13 protein-coding genes are annotated in these 13,343 nt (G+C 63.9%); 9 read left to right on the forward strand and 4 right to left on the reverse strand.

What is annotated here, in order from left to right; genetic code table 11:
* Window positions 1-110: 110 nt before the first annotated feature.
* Entirely contained in the window at window positions 111-1,625 is a 1,515-nt protein-coding gene (locus CKW40_RS23520) for a DegQ family serine endoprotease (protein WP_095202233.1), read from the forward strand.
* A 30-nt stretch (window positions 1,626-1,655) separates the two neighbouring features.
* On the opposite strand, the gene CKW40_RS23525 is transcribed toward CKW40_RS23520, so the two are convergent.
* Together CKW40_RS23525 and serB are read right to left on the reverse strand one after the other, a co-directional pair.
* Window positions 1,656-2,228 (reverse strand): GNAT family N-acetyltransferase, encoded by a 573-nt coding sequence (locus tag CKW40_RS23525; protein ID WP_095202234.1) that lies wholly within the window; start codon window positions 2,226-2,228, stop codon window positions 1,656-1,658.
* Entirely contained in the window at window positions 2,225-3,112 is an 888-nt protein-coding gene (serB, locus tag CKW40_RS23530) for a phosphoserine phosphatase SerB (RefSeq protein WP_095202303.1), read from the reverse strand. Before serB ends, CKW40_RS23525 begins: the two co-directional genes overlap by 4 nt.
* Here serB and miaA point away from each other — a divergent pair.
* A complete protein-coding gene (miaA, locus tag CKW40_RS23535) occupies window positions 3,102-4,067 on the forward strand; it encodes a tRNA (adenosine(37)-N6)-dimethylallyltransferase MiaA (RefSeq protein ID WP_095202235.1) in 966 nt (321 codons plus the stop codon). The genes serB and miaA overlap by 11 nt on opposite strands.
* A gap of 105 nt (window positions 4,068-4,172) precedes the next feature.
* On the forward strand, window positions 4,173-4,964 hold the full coding sequence (locus CKW40_RS23540) for a GGDEF domain-containing protein (RefSeq protein WP_095202236.1): 792 nt from the start codon (window positions 4,173-4,175) through the stop codon (window positions 4,962-4,964).
* 289 nt (window positions 4,965-5,253) lie between these two features.
* On the opposite strand, the gene CKW40_RS23545 is transcribed toward CKW40_RS23540, so the two are convergent.
* A complete protein-coding gene (locus CKW40_RS23545) occupies window positions 5,254-7,086 on the reverse strand; it encodes an ATP-binding protein (RefSeq protein ID WP_095202237.1) in 1,833 nt (610 codons plus the stop codon).
* Window positions 7,087-7,239: 153 nt separating this feature from the next.
* On the opposite strand from CKW40_RS23545, the gene CKW40_RS23550 reads away from it, so the two are divergent.
* From CKW40_RS23550 to CKW40_RS23560, 3 genes are read left to right on the forward strand one after another with little or no spacing between them, the layout of a single operon-like run.
* Complete coding sequence (locus CKW40_RS23550; protein ID WP_095202238.1) at window positions 7,240-7,803, forward strand: helix-turn-helix domain-containing protein; 564 nt, start codon at window positions 7,240-7,242, stop codon at window positions 7,801-7,803.
* Window positions 7,804-7,807: 4 nt separating this feature from the next.
* On the forward strand, window positions 7,808-8,116 hold the full coding sequence (locus CKW40_RS23555) for a hypothetical protein (RefSeq protein ID WP_095202239.1): 309 nt from the start codon (window positions 7,808-7,810) through the stop codon (window positions 8,114-8,116).
* A 28-nt stretch (window positions 8,117-8,144) separates the two neighbouring features.
* Window positions 8,145-8,675, forward strand: coding sequence for a GNAT family N-acetyltransferase (locus tag CKW40_RS23560; RefSeq protein ID WP_095202240.1), 531 nt, complete (start codon window positions 8,145-8,147; stop codon window positions 8,673-8,675).
* 8 nt (window positions 8,676-8,683) lie between these two features.
* Here CKW40_RS23560 and CKW40_RS23565 read toward each other — a convergent pair whose 3' ends face one another.
* Window positions 8,684-9,571 (reverse strand): LysR family transcriptional regulator, encoded by an 888-nt coding sequence (locus CKW40_RS23565; protein WP_095202241.1) that lies wholly within the window; start codon window positions 9,569-9,571, stop codon window positions 8,684-8,686.
* Between the two features lie 120 nt (window positions 9,572-9,691).
* On the opposite strand from CKW40_RS23565, the gene tmpA reads away from it, so the two are divergent.
* The 3 genes from tmpA (at window position 9,692) to CKW40_RS23580 (ending at window position 13,297) form a co-directional block, all read left to right on the forward strand.
* On the forward strand, window positions 9,692-10,843 hold the full coding sequence (gene tmpA / locus CKW40_RS23570) for a 2-trimethylaminoethylphosphonate dioxygenase (RefSeq protein WP_095202242.1): 1,152 nt from the start codon (window positions 9,692-9,694) through the stop codon (window positions 10,841-10,843).
* Window positions 10,840-11,424 (forward strand): (R)-1-hydroxy-2-trimethylaminoethylphosphonate oxygenase, encoded by a 585-nt coding sequence (gene tmpB, locus CKW40_RS23575; protein ID WP_095202243.1) that lies wholly within the window; start codon window positions 10,840-10,842, stop codon window positions 11,422-11,424. Before tmpA ends, tmpB begins: the two co-directional genes overlap by 4 nt.
* A gap of 715 nt (window positions 11,425-12,139) precedes the next feature.
* The gene (locus tag CKW40_RS23580) at window positions 12,140-13,297 is read left to right on the forward strand and encodes a PcfJ domain-containing protein (protein WP_095202244.1); all 1,158 of its coding nucleotides are present in this window, start codon (window positions 12,140-12,142) and stop codon (window positions 13,295-13,297) included.
* The last annotated feature ends 46 nt before the right edge of the window (window positions 13,298-13,343 follow it).

Here is a 13,343-nt window from a genome sequence, read left to right on the forward strand (position 1 = left end):
CCTCTGCCGGTAGTCGTAGCCGCAAACGTGCCGTATTTTTTGCCAACATGGCGCAACACGGTGTTTTCGCCGTTGCGCTTTCTCTTTCAGAAAGACCGGGAGGCTTCTCGATGACATCCACATTTCTTTTGCGCGCGGCACGGCGGACCTTCATCGCCGGCACGGCAGCGCTTCTTGTCGGCACTGTCGCCGTCCCGTCCTTCGTGGCGCCGACCTTCGCGGCAGACGGACCTGCTTCGGTGGCCGACCTGGCGCAAGGCGTGCTCGGCGCGGTGGTCAACATCTCAACCTCGCAGACGGTCAAGGGCACGGAAGGGCCAGGTGCGGTGCCGATGCCGCAGCTTCCCGAAGGCTCACCCTTCCAGGACTTCTTCGACGACTTCTTCAAGAACCGCGGCGGCGACAAGGACAATGGCGCGCAGAAGGTGCAGTCGCTGGGATCCGGTTTCGTCATCGACGCCGAACAAGGCATCGTCGTCACCAACAATCACGTGATTGCGGACGCCGACGATATCGAGGTCAATTTCTCGGATGGCGTGACGCTGAAGGCGACGCTGGTCGGCACCGACACCAAGACCGACGTCGCGGTGCTGAAGGTCGATCCGAAAGGCCACAAGCTGACCGCGGTGAAATTCGGCGATTCCACCAAGATGCGCGTCGGCGACTGGGTGATGGCGGTCGGCAATCCGTTCGGCCTCGGCGGCACGGTCACGGTCGGCATCGTCTCGGCCCGCAACCGCGACATCAATTCCGGCCCCTATGACGATTTCATCCAGACCGATGCGGCGATCAACCGCGGCAATTCGGGCGGACCGCTGTTCAACAGCGCCGGCGAGGTCATCGGCATCAACACCGCGATCATTTCGCCGTCCGGCGGCTCGATCGGCATCGGCTTCTCCATCCCCTCGCAGCTTGCCTCGGGCGTCGTCGATCAGTTGCGCCAGTTCGGCGAGACGCGGCGCGGCTGGCTCGGCGTACGCATCCAGCCGGTGACGGACGACATCGCAGAGAGTCTCGGCATGGCGACAGCCAAGGGCGCGCTGGTCGCCGGCGTCATCAAGGGCGGACCAGTCGACAACGGCACCATCCAGGCCGGCGACGTCATCATCAAATTCGACGGCAAGGACATCCATGAAATGCGCGACCTGCCGCGCGTCGTTGCCGAAAGCCCCGTCGGCAAGGCCGTCGACGTGCTGATCGTGCGCAAGGGTGTCGAGCAGACGGTGAAGGTGACGCTCGGCCGGCTCGAGGATGGCGAAAAGCTCGCCAGTGGCGAGAATGGCAATACCGATCAGCAAAAGGGCGACAAGGCTCCGGCCGTTTCGACCGCCTCGGTGCTCGGAATGACCGTCGGCGAACTCAATGACGAGACGCGCAAGAAGTTCAGCATTGCCGCCGATGTTTCCGGCGTCGTCATCACCGATGTGGCCAAGGACTCGGCCGCCGCCGAGCGTGGCATCCAGCCCGGCGAGGTGATTACGGAGATCGCGCAGGAATCGGTCGCCACGCCCAAGGACGTCATGGACCGGATCGGCGCGCTGAAGGAGCAGGGCCGCAAGAACGCGCTCTTGATGCTGGCCTCGAAGACCGGCGAATTGCGCTTCGTGACGATCCGGATGGACTGAGATTTCAATCCAGCGAATTAAAAAAGGCGGCTAACCAGCCGCCTTTTTTCTTGCCTGCCAATCCTCGCGCGAAAGCCGGTAGAGCACATGCCGCTTGAGCTCCGGATGGCTGTCGGGAATGCTGGGATGGTCGAAGTCAGCCGATGGGTCGGCCGTCATGCCGAGGCGTTTCATGACGGCGGTCGAGCGGTGGTTTTCCGCGACGGCAAAGGAAACGATCTCGTCGACGGCCAATGTCTCGAAACCGTAGGCCAGCCAGGCTTCCGAGGCCTCGGTGACATAGCCCTTGCCCCAGAATTCGGGCGCCAGCCGCCAGCCGATCTCGATCGTGTCGGCCGGCAGGGATGGTACATGATCGGTAGTAAGGAGGCCGACGAAACCGATGCTTTCGCCGGTCGCGGCAATCTCGGCCGCGGCGAAGCCATAGCCGTCCTCTTCGATCCAGGCGCGGAATTCGTCCATCTTGGCGTCGGCGGCGGCACGGTCGCGGCGGAACGGGAAGAATTCCATGACGCGCTCATCGGAATTGATGCGATGGAAGAGCTCGCGGTCGCGGTCTTCCCAGTTCCGCAGGATGAGGCGCTCGGTGCGCATGGGTTTCATTGGATGATTTCCTCGCTCCGGTAGCCCTGAAGGTAGAGCAAAGCGGTGAGGTCGCCATGGTCGATGCGGACCTTGGCCTGCGCCGCCACTGTCGGTTTCGCATGAAGCGCCACACCGGTGCCGGCGAGGCGGATCATGTCGAGGTCGTTGGCGCCATCACCGACGGCGATGGCATCGGCCGGCGTCAGGCCAAGGCGCGCCGAGATTTCGATCAGAGCATCGGCCTTGGCCGCGCGGCCGAGGATCGGCTCGCCGACCAGGCCGGTGAAGTGTCCGTCTTGTTCGAGCAGGCGGTTGGCGCGGTTTTCCTGAAAGCCGAGCATGGCCGCGATGCGGGTCGTGAACACTTCGAAGCCGCCCGAGACGAGCGCCGTCCAGGCGCCGTTGGCGCGCATGGTCTGGACCAGTGCCCGGCCGCCCGAAGCCAGTGTCAGCCGATTGGCGACGATGCGGTCAACGACGGCGGCATCGAGCCCCTTCAGCAGGGCGACGCGTTCGCGGAGCGCCGGCTCGAAGGCGATCTCGCCGTTCATCGACCGCGCGGTGATCGCGGCAACGCGATCCTTGACGCCGATCTCGTCGGCCAGTTCGTCGATGCATTCCTGGTCGATCATGGTCGAATCCATGTCGGCAATGAGGATTTTCTTACGGCGCGTTTCGGCCTGCTGGACTATGACATCGACCGCTTTCCCAGCCAATGTGGCGCGCAGGGCAGCCGTGGTATCGGCGGCGTCAGCCTCTTGCGGCAAGGCAAGATCGCAGGCAATGCCTTCGGCCAGCCAGACGACAGCGCTTGCGTCCACCGAGCGCGAGGCCATATTCGCAAGCGACGGCGACAGAGCGCGGTCGGCGGGACGGGAAACAAGTGTGGCAATGAGCGGCATTGAGAATTCCGGCGCGGATGCGGGCGAAGGCCGCGTGAAGAACGCGATCCTGATAGCCGGGCCGACCGCCAGCGGCAAGTCGGCATTGGCGCTCGATCTGGCCGAACGCGCGGGCGGCGTCATCGTCAACACCGATTCCATGCAGGGCTATTCGGTTCTCGATGTGCTGACCGCCCGGCCGGAGGCGGCCGACCTCGCACGCGTGCCGCATTTTCTCTACGGCCACGTCCATCCCGGTACCGCTTATTCGACGGGCGCGTGGCTGCGCGATGTGATGAAACTCATCGACGACGGCGCGCTGTCGCGGCGGCCAGTCTTCGTCGGCGGCACCGGCCTCTACTTCCGCGCGCTGGCCGAGGGTATTTCGGAAATGCCCGACATTCCGCCGCGCATCCGCGACCGCTGGCGCTACGAGTTGAAGGAGCAGGGCGCGGTCAAGCTGCACAGCCTGCTGCTGCGCGAGGATTCGAGAGCCGCCATGCAGCTCAAGCCAACCGACAGCCAGCGCGTCGTGCGGGCGCTCGAAGTGCTCGACGCCTCCGGCCGGTCGATCCTGGATTGGCAGGCAGAGCGCGGCCGGCCGCTCATCGACAGGCAGACCGCGCGTTTCCTGGTCATCGAGCCGGACCGGTCCGCGCTGGTTGACCGCATCGAAAGGCGCTTCGACCAGATGCTGGACAAGGGCGCGCTGGAGGAGGTCAGGCAACTCGCAGCTCTTAGCCTCGATCCGGATCTGCCGGCGATGAAGGCGATCGGCGTTCGCGACCTGCAGGCGGCGATGGCGGGTCAGATGAGCTTTCCCGAGGCGATCGAGCGCGCCAAGATCGCAACCCGGCAATACGCCAAGCGGCAGGCGACCTGGTTTCGCCATCAGTTGGGGCCGGAATGGCAGAGATTGCGCCCGGGTGACGATCTCGAAACCACGATCCAGACACTTGTTGCTAATGCAACTTAAAAAGTTGACCATGATGGAAGGGTTCGCGCCGAAGTTGCCGGGATTAACGCTCCGTAAGGCGGTCCGTGCCATAAGGTCGATGGGCACTTTTCCATTGGGGAGCAGATGCGTTTCCATAAGGCGGAATCCGCATTTTTCGTCTTTATTTTCGTGATCCTGGCCGCTGGCCTGGTGACGCTGCACGCCTATGGACTGTTGCAATCCTTCGCCACGGAACTCCATACGCAGTCGGGCCTGGACAAGGTCATCTACCTCAACAAGCTGCTGTTCGCGACGGGCGTGCTGCTTGCGACCGCGCTGTTCTTCGGCATCTTCTTCATCTACCCGCTGATCCGCAAACAGGCGACGGAAGAGGGCAAGCTGCGCGCCATGACGGTCTCGCTCAGCGCCCGCTCCGAAACGCTCGAGCACGCCGCCCTGACCGACGGCCTGACCGGCATGCAGAACCGGCGCTATTTCGACGATGCGCTCAAGGAATATCTCGAAGAGTTCCGGCGCATCGAAAAGCCGGTCGGGCTGATGATCCTCGATCTCGACCATTTCAAGCAGGTCAATGACACTCACGGCCACGATGTCGGCGACGAGGTGCTCAAGGCCGTCGCCAGCTGCCTGAAGGATATGACACGCTACCACGACGTGGTGGCGCGGCTGGGCGGCGAGGAGTTCGCCGTGGTCACGCCCAATATGGAGGCGGAGCTGCTGGCCAAATTCGCCGAGCGCATCCGCAAGGCGATCGCCAACATGTCGATCCTCTCGGGCAATATCCGGCTCAAGATCACCACCAGCGTCGGCCTTGCCGTCTGGGACCGCAAGGAAACGGCAGAAGAATTTTATCGCCGCGCCGACCGCCAGCTCTATGAGGCCAAGAGGCAGGGCCGCAACCGAGTCTGCGCCTGAAATCCCATCATTGATTTCGTGAGGCCGGCCGTCTGCCGCCGTTTTCTGCGCTTCCGGCCTTCGCCGGCCGAAGCACTCATGAGTGGCGTGGCAGCTAAGGCTACGGCCGGCGTAGGCCGGTGCTCACGGACTTATGTCCGCTCCGCTCCGGTTCTCGAAAACAGCACCAGCCGACTCGGCCTGACGAATTCCCTGATGGGATTTACCCAGGCTGGCCAAAGAAGCCTGCGCCCGGAAAGCGTGATTTGGGGCTCTCAGAACTGCCGGCAGATGGGCGTGATGCCCAGGCTCAGTCGTTCTGGGGGCGCAGACCGAAGGTGGCGGGTTTCAGGCCGTAGCGCATGTCGAAATCGTCGTCTGATGGCGCACGGGCGGTTGCCGGCTTGCGGTAATCGGGGTCGCCGGCCTGGCGGCCGGAATCGACCACTTCGGCGAAGGCCATCGCTTGCGGCGTCGGTTTCGGCACGTTGCGCAGCCGCTCGACGATCGCCACCAGATCGACATCATCGCCGCTCTTCGACGAAATAGCCTCTTCGCGCTTGGAGGTGCCGGGAAGCAGGTGGCTGGGCAATCTTTCGAACTTCAGCCGCATGGTCGTCGCCACGCCTTCGCCGAAGGCGATGGCTTCGCGCTGGCCCATGGACGACAGGAAGGCAAGGGTGGAGGCGGAAGAGTCGGCAATGGCCGAGCGGATGATCGCCTGGTCCTGCTCGTTGGCGAGCCGCATGGCGAAGAAAGTCGAGCACTGCGACAGGATGGTCGGGTCAAGCTCGCCCGGACGCTGGGTGACGACGCCGAGATAGCAGCCATATTTGCGGCCTTCCTTGGCGATGCGCGACAGAGCGTGCCTGGTCGGCGCGAAGCCGAGACGCGGATCGGCCGGCATGTAGCGATGCGCTTCCTCGCACAGCAACAACAGCTGCAGCTTGCCCTCGCTCCACAGAGCGAGATCGAAGGCCAGGCGCGCCAGCACCGAACAGACGGAGTTGACCACTTCGGAGGGCATGCCGGCCATCTCGAAGCAGGTCACCGGCCGACCGTGATGCGGCACGCGAAAAATGTTGCCGATCGTCTCGTGGATGGTGTCCTCGATCAGGCGCGAACTGAACATGAAGCGGTAGCGCGGATCGGCCGCGGCCGATTCGATGCGCGTCTTCAGCGATTTGAGCGTCGGCCGTTCGTTCTTGCTCTCCAGCATGCCCATGCGCTCGTCGATCTGCTTGAGCAGATCGACGATGCGGTAAGGCACCGGCGTATCGGCGGTCAGCGCATCGTTGCCGCGCCTGAGATAGGCGCCTGAATTCGGATTGCGGTAGAGGTTCTTGGCGAGCGGAATGAGGTCGCGCAGAGCGTCGATCTCTTCCGGGTCGGTCTCACGACCGCGAAACAGCACCTCGGCGAATTCCTCGAGCTTGAACATCCAGAACGGCAGGTCGAGTGTCTTGGAATCGACCTTGACGCAATATTCGGGCAACGAGTTCGCGAACTCGTTGTGCGGGTCGAGGATCAGGATGCGCAGATCGGGGCGAGCCTCGATCGACTTGCGCAGCAGCAGCGAAACGGCTGTGGATTTGCCGACACCCGTGGTGCCGACAATGGCGAAATGGCGCGCCAGCGTGTCGTCGATGGCGATGTTGGCAGCGATCGCTTCGTCCTGCGACAGCGAGCCGATGGTGATGGAATGGCGGCCGGCCAGATCATAGACCGCCTGCAGGTCACGGCTGCGGATGCGGTGCGCGACCGCGCCGATATGCGGATAGGTGGTGATGCCGCGGTCGAAGACCGGCTTGGCGCCGGGCTCGGGACCATCACGGACTTCGCCGATCAGCTCGATGCTGACCTCGATGGCGTTCTGGCCCTCATTGCTCCAGGCGCGGTCCGATTTGCCGATACCGTAGACCAGGCCGACGGTTCGCGTCGTGCCCAGATTGATCGAGATCATCTTGCCGACCGTCCACAGGCCGGTCACCGCGCCGTCGACATCGTCGGCATAGGCGCTGATGGTGGCGCGCGCGCCGTCGCATTGCACGACATTGCCCAGGATGCGCCGGTCGTTCTGCTCTGCGTTGCGGCGCTCCTGCGATGTCGGTTCTCCGACGGAAGCTTCGCGTTCGACGTACATGGACTGGCCAATCCCCATTTCCCTGGAGATCGGACCCTACAGGAGTGGGGTTAAGGTCGGATGAGGTCGGATGGTGTAGAGAGGATTAAGCGCCTGGTGGAAATTGTCGCGAAAGGCTCTTCTCCAATCCCTGTCTTTCGATATAGTGGACGAATGGATGATATAGCGAACGACATTTCCTCGACCATCGGCAGACGGATCCACACCGAAAGGACCATGCGGGACTGGTCGCTGGCCGAGCTCGCCGAGCGGTCCGGCGTTTCCAAAGCGATGCTGAGCACGATCGAGCGCGGCATGACCAGCCCGACGGCGACCCTTCTGGTGCGCATCGCGGCGGCCTTCGGCATGACGCTGTCGACCCTCATCGCGCGGGCGGAATTGCAAGGCGGCGGGCTGTTGCGCGAGGCCGACCAGCCGGTGTGGCGCGATCCCGATACAGGCTATGTCAGGCGGCATTTGTCACCGGCCACCGACATGCCGCTCGAACTGATCAAGGTGCATCTGCCGGCGGGCGCCAGGGTCAGTTTGCCGGCGGCTTCCTATGCCTTCATCAAGCAGCAGATCTGGCTGATTTCCGGACGGCTCGACTTCACCGAGGGCGATGTGGTGCACAGGATGGAGCCCGGCGATTGCCTGGCGCTCGGCGCGCCGTCGGACTGCACCTTCCATGCCCCGGAGGCGGGCGCCGACTATCTCGTCGCGCTGGTCAGGGGCTGAGATCATGGCGAGACGGCCAAAACGCTCCCACAATGGGGGGCCGCCTCTTGACGAGTACAAGGGACCGCCCTGGGGCAAGGGCGATCCTTACATCTTCCTGGCCTGGCAGGCCGCGCACGCCAAGGCATGGAAAGCGCCGAGCCGCGAAGTCATGCTGATGCGCATGGACAAGGCCGAGCGGCTCGGCCTGACCTATGAGGAATACACGCTCGAGATCCTGGAGCGTGGGCGGCATCTCAGGGAAGAAGACACCGAGCGCATCAGCGCCATCAAGGCCGCGCGCAAACGGCGGCGCGTGCGCCATCTCGACTGAGCCATTCATCGTTTCTAGAGGACCAGGCATGAATTCCATCGAAATCGAAGTGCTGAGCGCAAGTGCGGAAACGCTGGCGATGCTGGCCGACCTGCTGGTCGAAACGGTTGCCGCCGGCGGTTCGGTCAGCTTCATGCATCCGCTGGCGCCGGAAGCGGCAAACGTATTCTGGGAGAGGTCGCTGGCCGCGGCGGCAAAGGGCGAAAGGGTGGTGCTCGGCGCCTGGGACGGCAAGGTTCTGGTCGGCACCGTCACCCTGCTACTCGACCTTCCGCCCAACCAGCCGCACCGGGCCGAGATCGCCAAGCTGATGACATCGATCGAATACCGGGGCAGGGGTGTGGGAACGCGGCTGATGCGGGCGGCGGAGCGCCTCGCCGTCGAGAACGGACGAACGCTGCTGGTGCTGGATACGGCGACGGAAGAGGGCGCTTCAGGCCTCTACGAAAAACTCGGTTTCACCCTGGCCGGCGAAATACCGGACTTTGCGCTGAAGCCGCATGGCGGGCTGACCGGCACGCTGATCTATTGGAAGCGTGTCGGCGCCACATCGCGATAAAGCCCCGGTCAGGCCGAGGTCCCTCTGGCGAGGTGCCTCAGCAGCCACTGGCGGAAATCCTGCTCGGCGCTGGTCAGGCGTGCGGTCGACGCTTTGGTCAGGAAATGGCCCGAGGTGCTGGAGAGTTCGAAATCGGAAAGCGGCACCAGGCTCCTGTTCTTGAGTGCTGCGTCGACAAGCGGCCGCGAGCCCAGAAGCACGCCGGCCCCGGCGCTCGCCGCTTCCAGCGCCGCGACGAAACTGTCGAAGCGGTGCGATCGCTGGGGGTGGCCGGCCCGTCCGGCGGCGGCGAACCATTCCGCCCACATTTCGCGCGCGCCGGCGACCAGAAGCAGCGGCAGGGCTGTCCAATCGGCGGCGCCGGCAAGGGCCGGACTTGCCACCGGCACGAGCCGCTCGGCGGTCAGCCTGTCGGCCTCGCGTCCGGGAAAGAACCCGTTGCCGAAGCGGATGTCGAGCGCGGAACCCGGCAAATCATAGTCGGTCGGCCGATGGATGGTAACCAGATCGAGCTGGATGCGCGGCAGCGCCGCGGCGAGGTCGGGCAGCGCAGGGACCAGTATCAGCAGGGCGAAGGAGATCGGTACCCGGATCGACACGGTCTGCACGGCGCGCGGCTCGAACAGTTCCGTCGTGCTGCTGGAGATGGTGGCAAAGGCGGACTGGATGTGCGGCAGGTAGGCCGCACCCTCCGGCGACAGCGCGACGCCACGCGCCAGCCGCGAGAACAGACGCGTCTTCAACCGGTCCTCGATCAGCCGGATATGCTGGCTGACGGCGGCTTGGGTCAGGCCGAGTTCGGCCGCTGCCGCCGTGAAATTCGACAACCGCGCCGCCGCCTCGAAACTGCGCAGCCAGTCGAGCGGAGGCAGAGTGGGAATGGGTTTTCGAGGCATTAGAAATTTATGGTCTTTGGCCAAAAAATGATAATTTGAGTTATGCCTTTCGCGTGGCCAACATGCAATCGAAACCCTGCGGATCGGGCTGCGGGGCGTAGAGGACAGGAACGGATCTCCATGCTCACCCACGCGCTGGTTGACGACGAAGGCAGAACGATCGAACTTGGCTGGCAAGGCGGGAGGCGCACCCGCTTTCATGCCATGTGGCTGCGCGACAACGCGCTTGACGACGGGACGCGCAGCGCCGGCAATGGCCAGCGGCTGATCACCATCCTCGACATTCCGGCCGAGACAAGGATCGGCGCGGCCGCGATCAAGGGCGGTGCGCTGGAAGTCAGCTTCGTGCCGGAAGGAAAAACGGTCAGCTTTCCCGCGCAATGGCTGAGCGCCAACGCCTATGATCGCGACGAACCTCGCGAGCCGGGTTGGACGGGCGATATCGTCCAGCGCTGGACCAAGGCGACGATGCAGAATTCGGTGCCGCGCGCCCGATACACGGCGGCCTTTCACAGCCGCAGCGTCCTGCGCGAATGGCTGTCGGCGGTGAGGACCTATGGCTTTGCGGTGATGGACGGTCTGCCGGCCGAATCCGGCGCGCTGTGCAAGGTCTCCGATCTGTTCGGCTATATCAGGGAGACCAATTACGGCCGCTGGTTCGAAGTGCGCGCCGAGGTCAATCCGAACAATCTCGCTTACACCAATCTCGGCCTCCAGGCCCACACCGACAATCCCTATCGCGATCCGGTGCCGACGCTGCAGATCCTGTCCTGCATCGAGAATACGGTGGAGGGTGGCGAGTCGAGCGTGGTCGACGGTTTTGCCGTGGCGGCCGCGCTGCAGGCCGAGAACCCCGAAGGTTTCCGCCTGTTGAGTTCCTGTCCGGCGCGTTTTGAATATGCCGGTTCATCCGGCGTGCGGCTGCAGGCGAAGCGTCCGATGATCGAGCTCGGACCGGATGGCGAGCTGATCTGCATCCGCTTCAACAACCGCTCGCTAGCACCTGTCGTCGACGTGCCCTTCGCCGATATGGACGCCTATTATGCCGCCTATCGCCGGTTCGCTGAGCTGATCGAGGATCCCTCCTTCGAAGTGACGTTCAAGCTGGAAGCGGGCCAGGCCTTCATCGTCGACAACACCCGCGTCATGCATGCCCGCAAGGCATTCTCGGGCACCGGCAAGCGCTGGCTGCAAGGCTGTTACGCCGACAAGGACGGCCTGCTGTCGACGCTCGCCGCGATCGAACACAGCTTCAAGGAGGCCGCGGAATGAGCGGCCAGGATCTGAACGCGGACACCATTGTCGAGTTCATCGCCGACATTTTTGAGCGCCGGGGTGCGGAATCCTATCTCGGCGAGCCGGTGACGATGTCCGAGCACATGCTGCAGGGGGCATGGCTGGCGGAGCAGGACGGTGCGCCCGACGCGCTGGTGGCGGCAGCACTGCTGCACGATATCGGCCATTACACCAGCGAGTTCGGCACCTATTCGCCCGACGATGTCGAGGACAAGCACCATGACGAGGCCGGCGGCGAGGTGCTGGCGCCGTTCTTCCCGCCTGGCATCGTCGAATGCGTCAGGCTGCATGTCGCGGCCAAGCGCTATCTCTGCGCCACCGACCCGACCTATTTCTCCAAGCTGTCGCCGGCTTCGGTGCATACGCTGTCGCTGCAGGGCGGACCGATGAGCGCCGACGAAGTAGCCGAGTTCCGCAAGAACCCGTTCCACGAGGAAGCGGTGCGGGTCCGCATCTGGGACGAGGGCGGCAAGATCGCGAACATGAAGACGCGAGCGTTTCGCGACTATGTGCCGTTGCTGCAGCGCGTCGTCCACGATTTCGCCAATCGCGCCTGACGGCGGTTCATCACCAAGAGGAGACAGCCTATGTGTTTCTGCTTCGATGGTGAAAACGCGGTGGCTGGATTCCGACCGGAGAGCTGTCGCGAGCGCCTGACTGACGCTCGCGCCGAACGACCGGTCCCTTCCCAGCCAGCAAAGTTCGGCGCGGTCGGTTCGTTCGTGCCGCCCGATGCTGGCCACGTTCGCCATATTGCTGTCGGGATGGTTCGGGAGTATTAGCCACGCCCGACATGCGGCGCTCTTTGCGCCGCACGCCGTATCGACCACACTTTCGAAGGAGGCATGATGAGAACTTGTTCACGCAATTCGCGCCTCCACGGCGGTCGAACGGGCTGAGCCGCACCACAGCGGATCCCAATTTCCAGACGATCTGACGACCGCCGAGTTGCTATGTGCGCGGCGGTCATTGTCCCACGGCTGCATCGACGCCGCTGATATCAATGAGACGGTGGGAGCCGACACGCCCCGGCCGACGATCGCGGCTGCCTGAAGGCCTGAGATGCGCCTTTGCAACACTCTTTCATGTCATTGTAAACATTAGAAGAATGTCTCTTGCTCCAAACGGTCTGTGAGCCTAGAGAGCCCGCCCATTCCAACCCGTCATCCCCAGAGGAGACCTGTCACATGTCACGCCAATCCAGATCGACACATTCCGTGCCGGCGCTGGATTTGCGTGCGGCTGACAGGGTTCCAATCGGGAAGAACGGCCATGGCCATGTCCATGATCCAGCGCAGGCAGGATGCCGAGCGCCAACGCATTGAAGCATATCAAGCATCGCTGCGGCGGGTGTCCGCCATGCCACGTCCGGCTCCGGATTTCGAGCGGGCGATCGAGGAAGCACACCGCGGCTTCGGCATGGCGGTTCGCGACGGCAGGTTATGGCGTCCGAAGCTGAAGACGCGCGACCCCGCACGTTTGCGGCTGGCGGCAGCGCGTCATCTCTTTGCCCTCTACCCGGTCCCCGCTGCGCTCGAAGCGATCTGGCTTGACGGTTCGGGGCTCGATGCCGGTGAGATCAAGCTGCGCAAGACCTGGTACATTGTGGCCGCGGGCGGCAACTCGCTCTACAAGGCGGGCGCTAATGCGTGGCTGTCGCGCAAGGAGGTGCATTGCTTCCTGAACGTGGCTGGCGACGTTGGCTTCGACGAGGCGTTCTGGTTTGCGATCGCGCGGTCTTACACCGAGGATTGCGGGCTGGCTGCACGACTTGCGCGCACGAAAATTGTGCGCACGCCGCGCGGCGATCTGGCTTTCTGGCGCGAGGTGGTTCGCTTCTTCTGCGAGCACCCTGCCTCGAAGGAGGAGATCGACGACCTCAGCGACTATATCGCCGCCATGCATCGGCGCGACAAAGCGTACAGCCTGAAGGGCCGCACGCTTGCCTCGCTGAACCGGCAGATGTCGGTTTGGCATCGCGACCTTGCCGCGATCGAACGCATCGAGGCGATGCGCCGGCGTGCCGCCGCGCGGGCTCAGCCGGTCGCCGGCGAACCGGCGCAGAACAACGCATGGGCCGGCTCGCGCCTGCAGGACTGGGAATGGGCTCCGCCGCCGAAGGAAGCGAAGGCGCATGGCGAGTGGTTCTCCATCCGCCAGTTGAAGACGGCGGAGGACCTCGTTGCCGAGTCGAGGGCGATGCATCATTGCGTGTCGTCCTATGCGACCAAATGCATTGCCAGCTATGCCTCGATCTGGGCCCTGCGGCGCAAGGCGCTCGGCAAGATCGAGCGGCTGCTGACGATCGAACTCGATCCACAGCACCGGGCGGTGCAGGTGCGCGGTTTCGGCAATCGTCTGGCTACGCCGGATGAGCGCAAGATCCTCGAGCGTTGGGCCAAGGCGAAGGGCGTGACGCTGCGTGACTGAATAGAGACCCCGCGCGGGAGATGCCGCGCGGGGTCATACTTTTCTC

This window comes from Mesorhizobium carmichaelinearum, from assembly GCF_900199455.1.
Lineage (GTDB): Bacteria > Pseudomonadota > Alphaproteobacteria > Rhizobiales > Rhizobiaceae > Mesorhizobium > Mesorhizobium carmichaelinearum.

What these genes read in the sequence shown, in the direction of transcription:
- CKW40_RS23520 (WP_095202233.1), top strand. Translation starts at nt 111, where the DNA reads ATGACATCCACATTTCTTTTGCGCGCGGCACGGCGGACCTTCATCGCC.
- CKW40_RS23525 (WP_095202234.1), bottom strand. Translation starts at nt 2,228, where the DNA reads ATGAAACCCATGCGCACCGAGCGCCTCATCCTGCGGAACTGGGAAGAC.
- miaA (WP_095202235.1), top strand. Translation starts at nt 3,102, where the DNA reads ATGAGCGGCATTGAGAATTCCGGCGCGGATGCGGGCGAAGGCCGCGTG.
- serB (WP_095202303.1), bottom strand. Translation starts at nt 3,112, where the DNA reads ATGCCGCTCATTGCCACACTTGTTTCCCGTCCCGCCGACCGCGCTCTG.
- CKW40_RS23540 (WP_095202236.1), top strand. Translation starts at nt 4,173, where the DNA reads ATGCGTTTCCATAAGGCGGAATCCGCATTTTTCGTCTTTATTTTCGTG.
- CKW40_RS23545 (WP_095202237.1), bottom strand. Translation starts at nt 7,086, where the DNA reads ATGTACGTCGAACGCGAAGCTTCCGTCGGAGAACCGACATCGCAGGAG.
- CKW40_RS23550 (WP_095202238.1), top strand. Translation starts at nt 7,240, where the DNA reads ATGGATGATATAGCGAACGACATTTCCTCGACCATCGGCAGACGGATC.
- CKW40_RS23555 (WP_095202239.1), top strand. Translation starts at nt 7,808, where the DNA reads ATGGCGAGACGGCCAAAACGCTCCCACAATGGGGGGCCGCCTCTTGAC.
- CKW40_RS23560 (WP_095202240.1), top strand. Translation starts at nt 8,145, where the DNA reads ATGAATTCCATCGAAATCGAAGTGCTGAGCGCAAGTGCGGAAACGCTG.
- CKW40_RS23565 (WP_095202241.1), bottom strand. Translation starts at nt 9,571, where the DNA reads ATGCCTCGAAAACCCATTCCCACTCTGCCTCCGCTCGACTGGCTGCGC.
- tmpA (WP_095202242.1), top strand. Translation starts at nt 9,692, where the DNA reads ATGCTCACCCACGCGCTGGTTGACGACGAAGGCAGAACGATCGAACTT.
- tmpB (WP_095202243.1), top strand. Translation starts at nt 10,840, where the DNA reads ATGAGCGGCCAGGATCTGAACGCGGACACCATTGTCGAGTTCATCGCC.
- CKW40_RS23580 (WP_095202244.1), top strand. Translation starts at nt 12,140, where the DNA reads ATGGCCATGTCCATGATCCAGCGCAGGCAGGATGCCGAGCGCCAACGC.